The following is a 16,046-nucleotide window of genomic DNA, read 5'->3' as shown; positions in this document are numbered from 1 at the left end:
GGGCCAGATTCATGCTCAACCAACGGACATGCACAGACGCGATAAAGGCCGCCCTTGGCGGCCTTTATCGCAGCACGCATAGCTGTCGCACACGCAACTGATTCAGCCCTCCATCTGCTCCAACTCCTTGCCCTTGGTCTCGTAGACGTACTTGAGCACGAAGAACACCGAGATGAAGGCGGCGACGGTGTAGATGCCGTACGCACCGGCCAGACCGATACTGCCGAGCAGGATCGGGAAGCTGACGGTGATGGCGCAGTTGGACGTCCACTGCGCGGCACCGGCAATGGCCAGGCCCGAGCCGCGGATCTGGTTGGGAAACATTTCACCCAGCATCACCCACATCACCGGGCCCCACGAGGCATTGAAGAACACCACGTAGACGTTGGCGGCCACCAGGGCGAGCATGCCCATGGCATCGGACATCGCAAGCTTGCCGTTGGGATCCAGCGAGGCAGTGGCAAACGCGTAGGTCACCAAGGCCAGCGAGACGGCCATGCCGGCCGAGCCGATCCACAGCAGCGGCTTGCGGCCGATCTTGTCCACCAGCATCACCGTGACCAGGCAGGCGCCGATGCTGAGGCCGCCGGAAAGCACGTTGATCAACAGCGCATCCTGCTCGGAAAAGCCCACTGCCTGCCACAACACCGCGCCGTAGTAGAACACGACGTTGATGCCCACCAGTTGCTGGAACACCGCCAGGCCAATACCGATCCAGACGATGGGGCGGATCTTGCCGGTGGCCTTGTTGATCAGGTCGGAGAACTTGGGCTTGTGCTGGTCGGCCGCCATCGAGGCGGAAATCTCGCCCAGCTTGGTCTGCGCGGCGGCGTTGCCGTACAGGCGCTTGAGCACCACCAGCGCCTGCTCGCGGCGCCCCTTGACCACCAGGTAGCGCGGGCTTTCCGGGATGACTAGCAGCAGCAACAGGAACAGGATGGAGGGAACCGCCTGCATCCAGAACATCCAACGCCAGGCGGCCTGCCCGGCCCAGAGCGGCTCGGTGGAAGCGCCGGCGGCGTTGGCCAGCAGGTAGTTGCTCAGAAACGCGCAGAACAGCCCGCTGATGATGGCGATCTGCTGCATCGTGGCCAGCCGGCCGCGATAGCGCGCGGAGGCGACCTCGGCGATGTAGGCCGGCGAAATGACGCTGGCCGCCCCCACCGCGAAGCCGCCCATCACGCGGGCGAAGATGAAGAAGCCGGAACTGTGCGAAGCACCGGCGCCGATGGCCGAGAGCAGGAACAGCGCAGCGGAAATGATCAGGACCGCGCGGCGGCCCCAGCGGTCGGCCAGGCGGCCGGCAAAGAAGGCGCCGATGGCGCAGCCCAGCAGCATCGAGGCGACCTCGAAGCCGGTCTCGGCGGCGGTGGATTGGAAGGTCTGTTTCAGGCCGTCGACGGTGCCATTGATCACGCCGCTGTCGAAGCCGAACAGGAAGCCACCGATCGTGGCCACGCAACTAATCAGGATGATGAAACGGGTGTTCTCGCCGGCATCGGGGGCGCCGTCAATGGAAACACTGGACATGGGTTCACCTGGGAACGTGCAAGGGAGCGTCCACGGGGGTGGCCGCCATCGGCCGGCGACGCAATGCGCCGCCGGCCACGGGACATCAACGCGTCAGATACTGATTGATCAGGTTTTCATACGCTTCCTGGCGGCCGCTGAGTTGCTGGGGCGCATTGCTGGCCGCGTGCTTGGCCAGATCGGCCAGCGTGGTCTTGCCTGCGGCAAAGTCCGCGCCGGCGCCGCTGTCGAAGCTGGCGTAACGCTCGGCACGCCATTGTTCCAGCGGCGAGGCGGTCAGCAGCGCGTTGGCCACTTCCAGCCCGCGTGCGAACGCATCCATGCCGCCGATGTGGGCCAGGAACAGGTCCTGCGGGTCGGACGATTCGCGACGCACCTTGGCATCGAAGTTCAAGCCGCCCGGTGCCAGCCCGCCCTGCCGCAGCACCACCAGCATCGCGCCGACGGTGTCGTACAGATCGGTCGGGAACTGGTCGGTGTCCCAGCCGTTCTGCGGGTTGCCGCGGTTGGCATCGATGCTGCCGAGCAGGCCGGCATCGGATGCCACCTGCAGGTCATGCTCGAAGCTATGGCCCGACAGCGTGGCGTGATTGGCTTCGATATTGAGCTTGAAGTCCTGATCCAGGCCATGCTGGCGCAGGAAGCCGATCACCGTGGCGCTATCGAAATCGTACTGGTGCTTCATCGGCTCCATGGGCTTGGGCTCGATCAGGAAATTGCCCTTGAAGCCGATCGCGCGGCCGTAGTCGCGCGCCAGGGTGAGGAAGCGCGCCATGTTGTCCTGCTCGCGCTTCATCTGCGTGTTGTGCAGGCAGGCATAGCCTTCGCGGCCGCCCCAGAACACGTAGTTCTCGCCACCGAGTTCAACGGTCGCATCGATCGCGGCCTTGACCTGCACCGCCGCACGCGCCACGACATTGAAGTCCGGGTTGGTCGAGGCGCCATTCATGTAGCGCGGATGCGAGAACAGGTTGGCCGTGCCCCACAACAGCTTGATGCCGGTGTCGGCCTGGCGCTGCTTGGCGATGCCCACCATGTGCTTGAGATTCTTTTCGTACTCGCCGATGTCGTCGGCATCCGGTGCCAGGTCGATATCGTGGAAGCAGTAGTACGGCACGCCGAGCTTGGTGAAGAACTCGAACGCCGCATCGGCCTTGGCCTCGGCACGGTTCAGCGCGGTAGTGCCCGCATCCCACGGATACGCCCGCGTGCCCGGGCCGAACGGATCGGCGCCATTGCCGCAGAAGCTGTGCCAGTAGGCCACGGCAAAGCGCAGATGCTCGGCCATGGTCTTGTCGCCGATGGTTTTGTTGGCGTCGTAGACCTTGAACGCGAGCGGGTTGTCCGAATCGCGGCCTTCGAAACCGATCTTGCCGATGCCGGGGAAATATTCTTTCGCGCCGATGTACACGGTGTTGCTCATGGGGTGTGAAGTCCTTGCTGCTGGGGGAGTTGTAGAAAACTATCGATCAACCGGCATAGAGCGGACTGACGACATGCAGGTGCTTGAGGAAGGTCTGGTAGTGCTGCTGATACTGGGCCACGCGCTGCGGGTTGGGCTGTGCGGCAAGCCCATCGTCCACCTGCAGGTGCTCCAGCACCACGTCGGCCAACGCGGCATCGCCGCCATCGGCGCGCTCGCAGGCCCACAATGCCTGTAGCGCGGCACCGAACGCAGCGCCTTCGGGCTGGGTCGGCACGACGACCTGCAGGTTGAAGATGTCGGCCACCATCTGCCGCCACTGCGCGCTCTTGCTGCCGCCGCCGGTGAGCAGGATGGTATCGAACTGCAACCCCGCAGCAACGAAGGCATCGAAGCCGTTGCGCAGGCTGTAGGTCGCACCTTCCATCGCGGCGCGATAGAAATGCGCGGCGGTGGTGTTGTGCAGATCCATTCCGAACAGGCAGCCGCGCGCGGCCGGCAGATCCGGGGTGCGCTCACCGTTGAAGAACGGCAGCAACACCAGACCGTCGGCGCCCGGCGCGGTGTCGGCGATCATCGCTTCGGTCTGGTCGCGGGTGATGGAGAACATGCGCATCACCGCCTCGGTGGCGACGGTGCAGTTCATCGTGCAGATCAAGGGCAGCCAGCCGCCACTGGAGGAGCAGAACGCGGCCCAGCGCGCCTCATCGTCCACTACCGGGTGATCGGCATAGGCGAACAAGGTGCCGGAGGTGCCCAGGCTCATGGTCAGACGTCCGGGCACCACGTTGCCGGTGCCGATGGCGGCCATCATGTTGTCGCCGCCGCCGGTGGTGACGCGTACGCCAGCGGGCAGATTCAATGCCTGGGCGGCGGCATCGGACAACGCGTAGACCGCGCCCGTGTCCACCAGCGGCGGCAACGCATCGCGCAGGTCGCGTTGGGCATCCACTGCGCTCAGCATGCGCTCGGACCACTGCCGCGTACGCACGTCCAGCCAGCCGGTACCGGAGGCATCGCCCACTTCGGCAAAGCGCTCGCCGGTGAGCCAGAAGTTGATGTAGTCGTGCGGCAGCATCACCGTGGTCATCGCGGCATACGCCTCGGGGCGATGCTTGCGCGTCCACGGCAATTTGGAGGCGGTATAGCCGGCCATGATGGGGTTGCCTGCTGCGGCCACGCTGCCTGCGGCGCCGCCGACGGCGTCCATGATTTCATCGCATTCCAGCGCAGTGCTGGTATCGCACCAAAGCTTGACCGGCGCGGTGACGCTGCCGTCGGCGGCCACCGGCACGAAGCCATGCTGCTGGCCGGAGACGGAAATGCCGCGCACGCGTGCACGCTGTTCGCCATCGAGCTGCGCAAAGCAATGCACGATGCCGTCGATCCACCACTGCGCCTGTTGTTCGCGGGTGCCGTCGTCGCGGCTGATCAGCTCCATGGGCGCGGCGATGATGGCGACCACGGCGCGATCCTGCGGATCGTAGGCCACCAGCTTGACGCTCTGCGTGCCCACATCCAGTCCTACATACAAGCTCATTGCGTCACCAATCGGTTGTTGTTGAGTCCCACCTGCTGGGTGCGGCCTGCGCCCAGTTCCAGGTCCAGGGTCTGCCCTGCGTAGGACAGTTGATAGCGCCCGCCACGATCGCTGTGCAAGCGTGCCTGCTGCAAGCGGCCGCCCTCCCATTCCAGATCCACGCTGGCGCCGCCACGCACGCGCAGACCGCGCACGCTGCCGCGCGGCCAGGCCTTGGGCAAGGCCGGCAGCAGGAACACGCTCCCGCCCCAGCTTTGCAGCAGCATCTCGGTGATGCCGGCGGTGCCGCCGAAGTTGCCATCGATCTGGAACGGCGGATGCGCGTCGAACAGGTTCGGATAGGTGCGTTCGGGCGAGATCAGCAGTTGCAGGATGCGGTAGGCATGCTCACCGTCGGCCAGCCGCGCCCACAGGTTCAGCCGCCAGCCGATACCCCAGCCGGTGGCGTTGTCGCCGCGAATTTCCAGCGAGCGGCGTGCGGCCGCAGCCAGGTCCGGGGTATCGCGCAGATTGATCTGACTGGAAGGATGCAGGGCGTACAGATGCGAGACGTGGCGGTGGTGGATCTCCGGCGCCTGCATGTCCCAGTCCTGCTGCCATTCCTGCAACTGCCCTGCCTTGCCGATGCGGTTGGGCGGCAACTGCTCGCGCAAGGCGGCCAATTGCTGGGCCAATTCCGCATCGATGCCGAGCAACTTGCTCATGGCGATGCATTGCGCGAACAAATCGCGCAGCAGCTGCGCGTCCATGCTGGGACCGGCGCACACGGCCGCACCGAAGGGATGCTGGTTTTCCGGCGACATCGACGGATTGGTCACCATCGCACCGGTCTGCGGATCGCGCATCAACGTGGCAACGAAGAATTCGGCGGCGCCCTTGAATAACGGGTAGACCTTGCTCAGGTACGCGCGGTCGCGGCCGTAATCCCAGCGGTCCCACAGTTGCTGCAGCAGCCATACGCCGCCCAGCGGCCACAGGCTCCATTGCGCGCCGTCGATCGGGCCGGCCTGGCGCCACAGATCGGTATTGTTGTGGACCACCCAACCCGGCGCGTCGTAGATCGCCCTGGCGGTGCGCGCGCCGGTCTGGGCCAGATCGAACAGCATGGCTTCCAGCGGCTCAACGCATTCGTGCAATGCGTTGGCCTCGCTGGGCCAGTAGTTCATCTCGGTGTTGATGTTGATGGTGTACTTGCTTTCCCACGGCGGCTGCATCAGGTCGTTCCAGATGCCCTGCAGGTTGGCTGGCTGGGTGCCGGGCCGCGAGCTGCAGATCAGCAGGTAACGTCCGTATTGGTGATACAGCGCAGCCAGTGCCGGATCATTGCCTTCGGCGAACCGCTGCACGCGTTCGTCGGTAGGCAGCTGCGTGGCCGCGCTGCTGCCGAGGTCGATCGCCACGCGCCGGAACAGGCGTTGATGATCGGCCAGGTGCGCGCGCAACAACGCGGGAAAATCCAGCTTGGCAGCCTTGCGCAGGCATGCGGCGGTCGATGCGAGCGGATCGCCATCGACCGCATCGAAACGTTGGTAACTGGTCGCGGCGCTGAGTAGCAACACCACTTCGTCGGCCGCGTCGATGCGTAGACGGTCGCGCACTTGGCTGAGTTTGCCGCCGCGCACCTGCGGCAGCACCCGCAATGCAAATCGCAGCTTGCCCTCGATGCCGGCAAAGCTGCCGTTGCGACCACTGAACAGCAAACCGCCCTGCTCGGCGGTGACCTCGCCGGTTTGCGGGCTATCGATGCCCACACGCACCGAAATACCGCCGGGGCGGTCGCACGACAGCCGCACCACGATGCATTGCGCCTGCGCAGAGACGAACACCTCGCGCCGATGCACCGCGCCGCCGGAGCGGAACGTGGTGGTGGCCACCGCCGTGTCCAGATCGAGCTGACGGCGATAGTCGCTGATGCCGTCGGCGCGATCGAAATCCAGCAGCAGATCGCCCAACGGTTGGTACGGCATCTGCTTGAGCGGGCGCGAGAGCAGTTTGGCATCGGCCAGTTGTTCGGCCTCTGCGTAGCGCCCGGCGAAGATCAGCGCACGCACCTGCGGCAACGCGGCCAGTGCGTCAGGGCTGGTGGAATCGTAGGGCCCGCCTGCATACAGCGTGTCTTCATTGAGCTGCAGGCGCTCGTGGGCGATACCGCCCCACACCATCGCGCCCAATCGCCCGTTGCCGACCGGCAAGGCTTCCACCCATTGATTGGCCGGCTCGCGATACCACAGCTGCAGGGCCTGCGCTGCCGCGACGGGCGGGAGCGCGGTTTTTTTCGAAGCCTGCGCGGCCTGTGCAGCCGCCGGCACGGCGCCAAGGACCGCAATGGCGGCCCCGGTTGCCTTGCACAGCTCACGACGGCTCAGCACGGCAACCGCCGTGCTGACTGACCGGAACCGCGCGCGCCTGCCTTGCGGCGTTCCGGCATCTGGGTGCTCATCGACTGAAGACAGCCTGCGATCATCGACGACGCGCTTTGCCCGACGCAATCTTGCGCTGCAACACGCTGACCGGCTTGCCGTCGTACTGAATGCTGGCGTCGGTCTTGGGCGCGAGCGCGCCGGCATCCTCGCGCGGGCCGTCGACGAAGCGCACGTTGATGGTGCGTTTGGCCTGCATGCCGGTCCAGCTGCCTTCGCGCTTGCCGATGCTCAACTCGCCCTTGGCCTGATTCCAGACCAGCGGGATGCGGCTGAACTCGCCCTTCTCGTAACCGTAGCCTTTGCCATCGTCTTCATACAGCGAGAACTGGCCATCGGCGCCGGTGTAGACCACCACGGTGAGCGGTGCATCCGGCACCTGGTCGACGTATTCCTGCACCGGGCCGGTGGGCACGATGGAACCGGCACGCACGAACAACGGCATGCGCTCGATCGGTGCGGCAGCTTCGATGCTCTGGCCACCCTCGTAACGCTTGCCGGTAGCGAAATCCAGCCAGCTGCTGCCGGCCGGCAGATACACCTGCCGCGAGGTGGCGCCGAAGCGGGTTACCGGTGCGACCAGGAACGCCGGCCCGAACAGGTACTGGTCGTTGATGTCGCGCACCTTGGGGTCGCTCGGGAAGTCCATCATCATGCCGCGCATGATCACGCCATCGCGCTGGTAGGTGTCGCCGGCCAGGCTGTAGATGTACGGCAGCAACGCATAACGCAAACGGTTGTAGTAGGCCATGCTCTCGTAGAACGGCGTACCTTCCGGTGCGATGTTCCAGATTTCGCGGTACGGGAACTGGCCGTGCGACCGGAAGATCGGCACGAACGCACCGAACTGGAACCAGCGCGTGTTGAGCTCGCGCCATTCCGGCAGGTGGGCCGGATCCTGGTCTTCATAACGCTTCTCCACCGCAAAGCCGCCGATGTCGAAGGTCCAGTTGGGCAGGCCCGACAGGGCCATGTTCACGCCACCGGAGATCTGGTCGCGCATGTCGTCCCAGCGCGACACGATGTCGCCGCTCCACACTGCCACCGCATTGCGCTGGGTGCCGGCATAGCCCTTGCGCGAGAGGATGAACACGCGCTTGTCGTCGGCCGCACGGTCGCCCACGTACACGCCATGCGTGTGTGGCAACGGGTAGGAGTTGAAGTATTCGGTGGACGAGCCCAGCGCGTTGGGCGTGGTGCGGGCCTTGCGCTCGGCGATGTCCAGGTTGGAATGCACGTCCGGCTCGTCGGCGTCCATCCACCAGGCATCGAAGCCCTTGCTGTTGAGCTTTTCGTTGATCTGGCGCCAATAGATCGCCTGCGCCTTTTCCGAATACGGGTCGTAGAACGAGTTCTTGTAGCCCTTGCCGATCCAGTCCAGTTCGCCCACTTCCACGTTGCGCCTGAACATGAAACCGGCGGCGTCCAGCTCCTTGTAGTTGGCGGTGGTGGGATAGAACTTGGGCCAGATCGAAATCATGATCTGCGCATGCATGTCGTGCACGGCCTTGACCATGCCGTCCGGGTCCGGGAAGTGCTGCTTGTCGAAATCGTGCGAGCCCCAGGCGTCTTCCGGCCAGTACGACCAGTCGAGCACGATGTTGTCCAACGACAGTTTGCGCTTGCGGTATTCGGCCACCGCGCCCACCAGCTCGTCCTGGCTCTTGTAGCGCTCACGGCTCTGCCAGAAGCCGTAGGCCCATTTGGGCAGCATCGTCGACTTGCCGGTGAGTTCGCGGTAGCCGGCCACTGCCTGGTCGTACGAATCGGCGGAGACGAAGTAGTAGTCGATCATCTGGCCGGCTTCGGACCACAACGACAGATCCTTCGCTTCGGCGGCCGGCAGCGGGTCGCGATGCAGCAGCGCGATGTAGCTGGGGTCGATCAGGTCCCATTCGATCTTGACGGTGTGGCGCTGGCCCGGCTCGAGATCGAGCTTGAATTCGTGGTTCCACGGGTTCCAGTTCTGGCGCCAGCGATCGATCACCAGCTTGCCGTCCACATATAACTTGGCGTATTCGCTCGAATACAGCGAGAAGGTGTGTTCGCCACCGGTGAGCGCTTCGATCTCGCCCTCCCAGGTCACTTGCATGCGGCTGTTCTTGTCCTTGGTGATCGCCTTCTTCGGGTACTTGGGCAGATCGCTGAGGTATTGGTAGTTCACCTCGCTCTCGCGACGTTCGAGGATTTGCTTGCCGTTGATCGCATAGCGCGCGGTCAGCGCGCCGGCCTTGCCCTTGGCGTCGTACAACTTCAGCGTCTTCGGCAGCGGCTGCAGGCCGCGCGGGTCGCCCAGGCGGGTGATCGAGTTGTTGTCCCACAGCAGGCCGTAGTTGCGGCTGGACACCAGGTACGGCACCGCCATGTCGATGTTGTTCTGCTGCAACTCGACGTTGCGCCCCTTCTGGTTCATCCAGCCCTGCTGATGCTGGCCGAAGCCGTACAGCGCTTCGTCAGCGGGCGACTGGAAGCGCTGGCGCACGCTCAGGTACTGCTTGCCCTCGGCCTTCAACGGCGCAAAGCTGCGCCCGCCGGCCACTTCCGACAGCACCGGCTTGCCGTTGGCATCGGCAAAGCTGACATGGCCATCGACGGTGGAGATGCTGGCAGTGACCTTGCCGGTCTTCAGCTGCACGCTGTCGCCCTGCTCGGCCATCTGGAACGCGGTGTCGCCCTGCACCGGCACGCGCATCAGGCTGGGGCTGCGCGCGAAGTCGCCGTCCGGATCTGCGCTGACGCGGATGATGCCGCTGTCGACCACTTGCAGGCGCACCGGCGCGGCGCCCTTGGCGCTCGGCACCACGGTGACGCCATCGGCGGCCTTGCGTACTTCCTGCGCATGCGCGGCGTTGGCCAACAGGGCCAGCGACAAGGCCAGGCACTGGGCCAGTGGCGTACGTCGGTTGGCAGGCACGGCGCCGGCGGAACGGATGGTGGTTTGCATGATCACTCCCTTTGAATGACGAAACGGTGCCGCGGGGGCGGCAGCGCATGGGTAAGGCGAGGCGATGCCGTCGCGGCATCGCGGCGTTGTGGCAGGCGCGCTTATTTGTAGGTTGCCAGCTTGATCTTGAGCAGCTGCGGCACGCTGGAAAAGTTGACGCCGTAATCGGTCTGGTCGCCATTCCAGTTGCGCTGGAATTTCCAATCGTTGCCTTCGTACACACCTTCCTCGACACGGTCGTAGATCATGTTGGCGGTGGCGTCGCTGGCCGGATGCAGGGTCACGCGCGCGTGGTAACCGGTGACCAGGAATTCGTCCGGGCTCAGCTCGGCGATCAACGCGGCGCCGATCGGTTCGGGGTTACCCGGCGGGTCACCCTTGAACCAGAATTGCGGCACGCCATAGGTGATGGTGGCGCTCCAACGGTCGTTGAGCTTGAGCTCCTGCACGGCCTGGCCGGGTTCTTCGGCAGTGCCATGCAGCTTGCCTTCGGAAGCGGCCTTGGCGAACGGTCGCATGCCCATGCTGACCGCCTGAAACCCGAGCGCGAACGGCGCCAGCGTCTCTTCGTTGACGTGCTTGGCACCGAGCGGATAGTTGGAATAGCGGGTGTAGTCGATGCCGAAGGCCGACCAGCCGATGCCGTCATGGCCCAGCGTGGGGTACAGATAGCGCGCGTATTCCGGGCGGTTGCCGGTTTCGGCCACGAACAACGCATTGTCCGGGCGTGCGTAACGTTCCAGCACCGTGGTGTACATGCGGTATTCGGGCATGTAGATGTCCGGCGCCAGCAGGTCGATATGCGCGCCGGCCGCCTTCCAGACATCCAGCACGTTGTCGGTGGGGCCACCGCTGGCGTACTGGCCGGGCTGGCCTGGATTGAACGGGCCGCGCAGCGCGGCATTGACGTACATCGGCAACGGATACTCGGCCTTGCCCGCTTCGGCTACCTGGTCGATGTAACGGCCGATCGACCATGCGTGGAAGATTTCGTCGGCATCGGCACCGAACACCTGCGCCCAGGTGCCCGGCTGCTTGTTCATGCGCTTGATCAACTCGTCCGGCACTGCGCCGTCGAACAGCTTCTGCGCCATCGGCGAGAAGTCGCGCACGCTGCCGTAGGTGCCCGCCTCGTTCTCCGGCTGGATCATGATCACGGTGTGCTGCGGGTCCACCTTCTTCAGGTGCTGCATGAAGGCGACGAACGCCTTGCGGTCGGCATCCAGCGTGGCCTGCGCATGCGGCGACAACGAACCGATCGACTTGCCTTCGCGGGTGACCACGCGCGGGAAGCGCTGGTTATCGGTCTTGACCCAATGCGGCGCGTACTGCGGGCCGTTGTTCTTCCAGGTTGCGAACCACAACAGCACCAGGCGTACCTTGTGCTCGCGCGCCTGGCCCAGCAGCGTATCGACGAAGGAGAAATCGAACCTGCCTTCTTCCGGCTCCACCTGTTCCCAGGCGATCGGCACCTGCACGGTGTTGGGGCCGAGCACCTGCATGGCCGGCCACACCTTGTCCATGATGCCGGGGTAGTTGCTGGAGTTGTTGACCTGCGCGCCCAGGATCAGGAACGGCGCACCGTCGACCATCAACGCATGCTTGCCGTCCTTGCTGACGAACTGCGGCATGGGCGTCTGTGCAGCCGGCGCCTGCGCGTTGTCCGGCGTTGCCGCAGCGGTGCTTGCAGCAGCAGCGTTGGTTGCAGCAGGTTTGCCGGCATCGCCCTTGTCGCCAGATTGGCAGCCAGCCAGGGCCAGCGTCAGCGCGGACAGCAGCAGCGGGCGCAGGCAACGCCGTGCGCTGGAATGGGACATGGCACGTGCAACGGGGGAATGCATGGACATAAGACTCCGTGTCACCAGGTATCGGTGCGGAAGGGGGAAACAGGAAGGGCGTCGCGATTGATCAGGTTGGCGTCGTCCGGGTTTTCGCTCCAGCCGTAGCGCACCGCGACCGGTGCGGCGACGGCATCGCTGCGCACGATCACGCGGTCGCCCTCGATCTGCGCGCTGGCCGGGTGAAAGCGGTGATCGGCGCCGGCAATACGAAATCCCTGCACGGCACCGCCGCCACGCACCTGCAGCGCACTGCCCTGCAAGTCGAAGCTCAGCACCGCCTTGCCGCCGTCAAAGCGCGCGCGCTTGAATACCGGCGCGCTGTACACCAGCGTTTGGCCGTACGCCACATGGCGTGCAGCAAGCGCAAGGCGATGACCGACATCGCGCTTGTTGGTGGGATGGATGTCGGTGGGGTTGCCGATGTCGATGATCACCGCCTGCCCGGTTGCCGGCAGCGCCAGCGTCTTGGACTGCGACTCGCGCAACAGTGCCCACGGGCTCAGCTCACCCGTGTCGCCACCGGCCTTGAAGTTGGCCAGCTGCACCCACAGGAACGGCAGCGTTTTGTCGCCGCGCTCGGCACGCCATTGCCGGATCATCGCTGCGAACTGCTCGCGGTATTTCACCGCGCCGGTGTCGGTGGCATTGGTTTCGCCCTGGTACCAGATCACGCCCTTGACCGGGAACGGCTGCAGCGGATGGATCATCTGGTTGTACAGCAGCGTGGGCAGCTGATTCTTGTTGTCGGTCAACGACACCCGCACCGCGGCCGGGCGGAATTTCCAGCCGCCCAGCGCACGCTTGGCACCGGCACTGGTCTGCACGAAGCGTTGTTCATCCGGGCCATGCATGCCGCCACCGCCGCTGAGGTCTTCCACGCGGACCGCAATGTGGTTGACGCCGGCCTTGAGCGCTGCAGCCGGCACCTGATATACGCGTGGCAGGTTCCATTGCTTTTCGGTGCTGCCGACCTGCTGGCCGTTGACGTAGGTGGTATCCGAATCGTCGATCTGGCCCACGCCCAAGGTGATGCCGGCCTTGGCCTCGGCAGCGCTGAGCGTCATGGTGGTGCGATACCAGGCGATGCCGTCCATGCCGTCGTAGCCACTGGATTCCCATTGCTTGGTGACCGGGATGCTGTCCCAGTCGCTGTCGTCGAACGCCGCTTCGCGCCATTGCGGCATCTCGCCTTCCACCTTGGGCCAACGCGCGATGCGCTTGCCGGTGGCGGCCTGCGCTGCGGCGTCGCGTTGCTTGATCGCCTCGATCGCGCCCTGGTTCTGATCGGCACTCAGGCCCAATGACGTAGCGTCCATCCACGCTTCGATCGCGCTGCCGCCCCAGGTACTGTTGACGATGCCGATCGGCACGCCGGTGCTGGCGCGCAGCTCCTTGGCGAAGAAATAGCCAACCGCAGTGAATTCACCGGCGTTGGCAGGCGTTGCGGCCTTCCACTCGCCACCGGTCAGGCGCACCTGCGGCTGCACCGACCACGATTTGGGCACCTTGAAGTGCCGTAGCTGCGCATCGTTGGCAGCGGCCACCGCTTGCGGGCCGTCGCTGGCCTGGGCCAACGGCCATTCCATGTTCGATTGCCCGCTGGCCAGCCACACATCGCCGACCAGCACCTCGCGCACCTGCAGCTCGCCCCCGTCGCCCTGCACACGCAGCACGTAGGGGCCACCGGCAGCGTGCGCAGGCAGCCTGACCTTCCATTGCCCTGTTGCGTCGGCCTTGGCGGTGGCGCGCTTGCCGTCGAAGCTGACCGTGATCGCGGCGTTGGGCGAAGACCAGCCCCACACCGGCATCGGCTGATCGCGCTGCAGCACGGCGCCATCGGCGAACAGCAGCGGCAGCGTTGGCACCGCCCAGGCAGCCGGACTGACCAGCACCAGGCCCAGCAGGCAGCCACGACGAACGAAAGAAGCGGTCATGCAGTGATCTCCAAAGTCGGCGCAGCCAGGCGGCGCGCAGCGCCGTACACGGTAAGACAGCGCGATGACGCGCGCAGCGACGCGGCGCTCATCGTGGATCGCCATAGAAGATGCCACGGCCACCGGTGGCAAAGTACACGCGCCCGGCAATCCGCGGGTCGCCGGTCACGCTATACGGTTTGCCGAAGCGATGGGCATCGTCGTTGATGCGTCGCCAATGGGCGCCTTCGTCGTCGGAGCGGAAGATGCCATCCACGCCGGCCACGCGCCCGGCCAAGTACAGGGCCGCGGGCGCGCCGGCACGCAGCGCCTTGCCGATGCCCAACGAGCGCGCTTCATCGGGTTTGGAAAGCGTGCGCAACTGGCCGTTCTGCCAACGCATCACGCCCAGCGTCGGGCTGGCCAGATACACCACACCCGCACGCCATGGGTCGGGCCGCAGTTGCGGGCGCGCACGTTCATCGCGCGCCGGGGTGCCGACCCGCTGCCCGGTATCGCGAAAGCTGGCCGCACCATCGCTGCTTTCGTACAGGCGCCCACTCACCCGATCGGCCGCATACCAGCGCTGCGCATCGACGCGGTCGGCCACCACCACCGCGGTATCGGGCAAGCCCTGCACGCGCTGCCAGTGCTTGCCGAAATCGCCAGTGCGCCACACCCCGCCTTGGTCCGGCACCCACACCACTTGCGATGCATCGGCGGCAATGGCAATGGTGCCTGCCCCCTGCCCGCGCGGCGGTTCGCTGGCGAATGCAGCCCAGTGCGTGCCACCGTCCTGCGAATACAGCGCGCGGATCTCGTTGTTGCGGCGATCGCGCACGGTGCCGCTGCGCACCACCCACTGCGGTGCCTGGCCGGCGGCGTCGATGCTTTCGCCATTGGTCAGGCGCGGGCCCAGATACTGCAACTGTGCGGTGTCCAACGCGTCATGCCGGAAGCCATCGATATCGCCCAGCGCGCTGAGCAGGTGCGCACCGGCCATCGGGCTGAGCAGATCCAGCGGCACGGTTTCTTCCAGCCCACGGTCCTGGAACCACCACTGCAGCGGCGGCTGCGTTGAAAACGTCTGCAGGTTGCGCGAGGCCCAGATGCCGTAGCCGGTGACGAACAGGGCGTGGTTGCCGTCGAACGGATCGATCGCCAGCGCGCCTATCCAGTGCGGCGTTGCGTGCGCGGTCCACGGCGCGGCGCTGTGATCGAACTGCGCACCCGCCAACAGCGGAACCCAGCTGCGCCCGCCGTCATCGCTGCGGAACACCTCATCGCGCGGCGCGCGGCGGCGGAAGGTGCTGGTCAGCAGCACCTGCGGATGTTGCGGATCCACTGCCACCGCCCCCCAGCCGAAGCCATCGCCGCTCGCCGGTTGCGGGATCGGGCTGATCTCGCGCCAGCGGCCCTGCATCGCGTCGTAATTCCACAGCGCGCCACCGGCCATCAGATCCGGGCCAGGGTGATCGCCATAGCTCAGGTACCACTGCCCAGCGTTGTTACCGGCCATGTGGTTGGGGCGCAGCCCCTTGGGTTGCCCGGCCACGGCCGCCCAGGTGCGCCCCGCATCTTCGGAGACGTACAGGCTGGTTTGCGCAGTGGAAACGCCCACATAGATGCGTGGTGTCGGATTGCCAGCACGGCCGCTGGCGGCGTCGAAGACGACGAAGGCGATGCCCACGGCCTGTTCGTTTCCGACATGGTTGCGTGCCGTGGCCCCTGCCAGTGCATCGGCTGGAAAGGTTTCCACCCGCGTCCAGTGCGCGCCGCGATCGTCGCTGCGCCACAGGCCTGCATCACGCGAGCCAAGCAACAGCACACGGCCGTCGTGCGGGTCCACCGCCAGCCGCTCGCCATTGGCGCGGCCCAATTGATTGCCACCGAGCTTGAACGGCAGATCGGCGCGTTCGAAATGCTTCCCGCGATCGAACGAACGCAACACGGCCGCATTGCCGGCGCGTTCGTGCATGTAGGTGCCAGCAGCCAGGTACAGCGCGTTCGGGTCGGCAGGATCGACCGCAAAGGCGTCGATTCCCATCAGATTCCAGTCGTCGGCCCCCAACCAATCGGTCAGCGCGACCCACTGCTGCGCCTGCGCGTCCCAGCGATAGGCACCACCGACATCGGTGCGTGCATAGGCAAGATCGCGTTCGGCCGGATGAAACAGCACGCCGGTGACAAAACCGCCCCCCCCGATGGCCACGCTGTGCCACTGATACGGTGCCGGCGTGCCGGGCTCGTCCGCAGATCCCTCGGACGGCATGAAGAGCACCACCAGCGTCAGGCAGACAGCAGTCAGCCACGCATGCGCTGCGGAAAAACGGCGCTTAGTAGGCGGATCGATCACGGCGATCATTCCTCCGGCTCCCCTCGCGATCGATGGCCTGGCCATCGATAGGAAAAACACCGGCCCAACGAGCTGCCTG

Annotated in this window: 8 protein-coding genes; all 8 read right to left on the bottom strand. The window is 65.5% G+C overall.

Annotated elements, in window-relative coordinates; translation table 11 throughout:
• Positions 1 to 102: 102 nt before the first annotated feature.
• Positions 103 to 1,530 carry a sugar porter family MFS transporter gene (locus AC1POX_RS09835; RefSeq protein ID WP_481108602.1) on the bottom strand — a complete coding sequence of 476 codons (1,428 nt, stop codon included), beginning with the start codon at positions 1,528 to 1,530 and terminating at the stop codon, positions 103 to 105.
• An 85-nt stretch (positions 1,531 to 1,615) separates the two neighbouring features.
• Entirely contained in the window at positions 1,616 to 2,953 is a 1,338-nt protein-coding gene (gene xylA, locus AC1POX_RS09830; protein WP_011347136.1) for a xylose isomerase, read from the bottom strand.
• Positions 2,954 to 2,999: 46 nt separating this feature from the next.
• Positions 3,000 to 4,493: a xylulokinase gene (xylB, locus tag AC1POX_RS09825; protein WP_372357047.1), complete on the bottom strand. Its 1,494-nt coding sequence runs from the start codon at positions 4,491 to 4,493 to the stop codon at positions 3,000 to 3,002.
• The gene (locus AC1POX_RS09820; protein WP_372357046.1) at positions 4,490 to 6,862 is read right to left on the bottom strand and encodes a glycoside hydrolase family 95 protein; all 2,373 of its coding nucleotides are present in this window, start codon (positions 6,860 to 6,862) and stop codon (positions 4,490 to 4,492) included. The genes xylB and AC1POX_RS09820 overlap by 4 nt, the downstream gene beginning before the upstream one ends.
• Before the next feature lie 91 nt (positions 6,863 to 6,953).
• A complete protein-coding gene (locus AC1POX_RS09815; protein ID WP_136733764.1) occupies positions 6,954 to 9,857 on the bottom strand; it encodes a TIM-barrel domain-containing protein in 2,904 nt (967 codons plus the stop codon).
• Between the two features lie 101 nt (positions 9,858 to 9,958).
• Positions 9,959 to 11,704 carry a GH35 family beta-galactosidase GalD gene (gene galD / locus AC1POX_RS09810; protein ID WP_372357045.1) on the bottom strand — a complete coding sequence of 582 codons (1,746 nt, stop codon included), beginning with the start codon at positions 11,702 to 11,704 and terminating at the stop codon, positions 9,959 to 9,961.
• A gap of 11 nt (positions 11,705 to 11,715) precedes the next feature.
• Positions 11,716 to 13,632, bottom strand: coding sequence for a sialate O-acetylesterase (locus AC1POX_RS09805; protein ID WP_136733766.1), 1,917 nt, complete (start codon positions 13,630 to 13,632; stop codon positions 11,716 to 11,718).
• A gap of 88 nt (positions 13,633 to 13,720) precedes the next feature.
• Positions 13,721 to 15,976 carry a WD40/YVTN/BNR-like repeat-containing protein gene (locus AC1POX_RS09800; protein WP_029819228.1) on the bottom strand — a complete coding sequence of 752 codons (2,256 nt, stop codon included), beginning with the start codon at positions 15,974 to 15,976 and terminating at the stop codon, positions 13,721 to 13,723.
• Positions 15,977 to 16,046 lie beyond the last annotated feature (70 nt).

The sequence above is a fragment of the Xanthomonas sp. NCPPB 3442 genome, assembly GCF_056725145.1.
Note: the sequence above shows the minus strand (reverse complement) of the source record. Positions and strands in the feature narration are given on the sequence as shown.